General features: G+C 60.7%; 3 protein-coding genes. 2 read left to right on the top strand and 1 reads right to left on the bottom strand.

Annotated features, from left to right (window positions below; all coding sequences use genetic code 11):
* Nucleotides 1-165: 165 nt before the first annotated feature.
* Both WCA53_RS16765 and WCA53_RS16760 read left to right on the top strand, forming a co-directional pair.
* Nucleotides 166-597, top strand: coding sequence for an OsmC family protein (locus tag WCA53_RS16765; RefSeq protein WP_423912691.1), 432 nt, complete (start codon nt 166-168; stop codon nt 595-597).
* Nucleotides 598-1,046: 449 nt separating this feature from the next.
* On the top strand, nt 1,047-2,135 hold the full coding sequence (locus WCA53_RS16760; protein ID WP_423912687.1) for a calcium:proton antiporter: 1,089 nt from the start codon (nt 1,047-1,049) through the stop codon (nt 2,133-2,135).
* A 311-nt stretch (nt 2,136-2,446) separates the two neighbouring features.
* Here WCA53_RS16760 and WCA53_RS16755 read toward each other — a convergent pair.
* The coding region (locus WCA53_RS16755; protein ID WP_423912684.1) for an aldo/keto reductase at nt 2,447-3,062 on the bottom strand (616 nt) is incomplete at its 5' end.

Genomic DNA, 3,062 nt, shown 5'->3' with positions numbered 1-3,062 from the left:
CGTGCCTGATGCGGACCTCATACGCGTCTTATGTATGCCTTCTGCATGACGTAGGATGTGCCATGAGCTGACCTAAGTTGTCCGACGGAAGGCCCGCTTCGGGTTCGACACTGTACTGCGTGCGGCTTAGTCGCCGTACATCCCTCAACTTTCTGGAGAACACTCATGCAAAAGACAGCATCGGCCAAATGGAGCGGTGGCATTAAGGATGGCAAGGGCTACATCTCGACGCAAACCGGCGTTCTGAAAGACGCGCCGTACGGCTTTGCTGCGCGTTTCGAGGAAGGTCCGGGCACGAATCCGGAAGAGCTGATCGGCGCGGCGCATGCGGGCTGCTTCACGATGGCGTTCTCGCTCATGCTTACGCAAGCCGGCCTGACGGCGGACAGCATCGAAACGAAATCGACCGTCACGCTCGAGAAGGACGGTGAAGGCTTCTCCATCACGGCATGCCATCTGGACATGAAGGCGAAAATCCCCGGTACCGATCAGGCAACGTTCGAGAAGCTAGCCAACATGGCGAAGGAAGGCTGCCCGGTCTCGAAGCTGTTCGCCAATAACGCGAAAATTACGTTGAACGCTCAATTCCTGGCCTGAGTTGCGAGCCGGCTGCTGCTTGCCGCGGCGGTCGGCTTAATCCAGGGAAATGCCCCATACGCCGATCGACCACGCGAGAAGAACGGCTCTCTTTCAACACACACTCATCGCGGGCAGACTCCTCCCAAACCTGCTCGCACCCAAAACCTGCCGTCCGGCAACGTCCCGCCCAATGTCAACACACTAAAGTTGTCCACACATTTTGTGGGCAAGGTTGTGGACAATGTCGCGGATCGATCGCTAACTCACTGACTCATAACGGTTTACGGTTCGCTGACGTTTCGTGAGCAATAGCTTGTTGGCTAACGATCTGCTCACCGTTCCCGGTCTACGCGCGCGATGCTCCGGAAATGAGGCAGCTCTCTGAGACAATTGATTGAGACAATCGACACGGCTCGTGAAACGAGCCGTTTTGTTCCATTCAACCGCGTTATCGACCAGGAGATCTGATGAAATTCAAGCTTGACTGGACTGCCATCGCGCCTTTTGCCGCACTGCTCATCCTCGGACTGGCAGTCGTCGTCCCGAACGCCTGGATTCTCGGCCTGGGTGCGATCGCACTTGCTGCCGCCGTGTTTGCCGCCGTTCACCACGCCGAAGTGGTCGCGCACCGGGTTGGCGAGCCTTTCGGCACGCTCGTCCTCGCAATCGCGGTCACTGTGATCGAAGTCGCGCTGATCGTCTCCGTGATGGTCACGGGGGGCCCCGAGAAAGCCGGGCTGCCACGCGACACCGTGTTCGCCGCGATCATGATTGTGTGTACCGGGATCGTGGGGATCTGCCTGCTGGTCGGCGGCTGGCGGCATCACGAGCAGAGTTTCCAGGCGCAGGGCGCAAACGCGACGCTGGCCGTGCTGTGCGCGCTGTCAGTTCTCACCATGATCCTGCCCGATTTCACCAGTACTATTCCGGGTCCGGTTTTGTCGCCGTCGCAACTGGTGTTTGTCGGCATAATTTCGCTCGTGCTCTATGTGGTTTTCGTGTTTGTCCAGACCGTCCGGCATCGCGACTACTTCCTGCCGCCGGTCGCGATCCTGGAACCCGGCCATGTCGAGGATGACGTTCACGCACCGCTTCCCACCACGGGTTACGCAATCGCCTCAGGCGGATTGCTGCTGTTATCGCTGCTTGCGGTCGTCGGGCTGGCGAAGCTGCTGTCACCTGCGGTGGAGGCAGGCGTTGCCAAGGCTGGCGCGCCCGAGGCGGTGGTCGGCGTGGTGATCGCGGCGCTTGTCCTATTGCCGGAAGGCGTCGCGGCGTTGCGTGCGGCACGGCTGAACCGACTGCAAACCAGCCTGAATCTCGCGCTCGGATCGGCGCTCGCCAGCATCGGGTTGACGATTCCGACGGTCGCCGCGGTGTCGCTGGTGATTGGCCAGCCGATCGCGCTCGGGCTGGGGCCCAAGGAGATCGTGCTGCTCTTGCTAACCTTGCTCGTCAGCACGATTACGCTGGGTACGGGACGCTCCACCGTGTTGCAGGGCGTGGTCCATCTGGTGATTTTCGCGACGTTCCTGTTTCTTTCCGTCGTGCCTTGAGATGGTGCGGTTTGGGTGTCGCAGAGGAGTGTGGAACGGCGGAAATCTTTTTGCAACGCAGCATCGAATGCGTATAATTAAGGGTATTCCCTAACGGGTTATCCCTAGGTTTCGCTGAGGTGCCTTATGAAAACCGCCGCTCGAAGTTCAATTCTTGTTTCACTCGGATCGTGCATGCGCCGCGTCAAGGCCGCCATTCGTCGTCAATCCATTCGCGCGCTGCATCTGCATCTGCAATCGTGCGCCGAGATGGCCGAAGCCTATCGGCGCAGGTGATTCTTGTGGTGTTGGGCAACGCCTGCCGCAGCAGCCTACGCCTTCACCTTGAGATACGGCCGCAGTAGCGACAGGTCCGCACTGCCAAGACGGTCGTGTGCAGTGTTTGCCTGATGCCAGTACGGATAGAGCAGGGGCGGCGCGCTCGCCTTGTCGAGCCGCTCGCGCTGTTCGGCGGTCAATTTGAGATTCGCCGCGTTGAGGTTGTCGCGCAGTTGCGTCTCGTTGCGTTGGCCGATGATCACCGAGGCGACGGCGGGGCGCCCGAGCGTCCACGCAAGCGCAACCTGCGCGGCCGACACCTCATGCTCGCCCGCAATCTCGACGAGTACGTCGACGATCGACCACAGCCGTTCCTCGTCGCGGATCGGCGGCTCGGTCCAGCCAGCAAGCTGGCGCGTGCCCCCGGGGGTCACGTCGCGGCGGTGCTTACCTGACAGCAGGCCGCCTGCGAGCGGACTCCACACGAGAATCCCGAGCCCCTGATCGAGCGCGATCGGCGCGAGTTCGTATTCCGCTTCGCGTGCTTCAAGCGTGTAGTGGATCTGGTGGCTCACGAAGCGCGGCAGACGATCGCGTTCGCTCACGTGCAATGCCTTCATCAAGTGCCAGCCCGAGTAGTTCGAGCAGCCGACATACCGGACCTTGCCT

Source organism: Caballeronia sp. (assembly GCF_049581465.1).
In the GTDB taxonomy this organism is placed as follows: Bacteria; Pseudomonadota; Gammaproteobacteria; order Burkholderiales; family Burkholderiaceae; genus Caballeronia.
This window is presented reverse-complemented; position numbering and strand designations above follow the sequence as displayed.

Bases quoted from the DNA above. Each gene is read 5' to 3' on its own strand.
- WCA53_RS16765 (WP_423912691.1), top strand. From the start codon at position 166: ATGCAAAAGACAGCATCGGCCAAATGGAGCGGTGGCATTAAGGATGGC.
- WCA53_RS16760 (WP_423912687.1), top strand. From the start codon at position 1,047: ATGAAATTCAAGCTTGACTGGACTGCCATCGCGCCTTTTGCCGCACTG.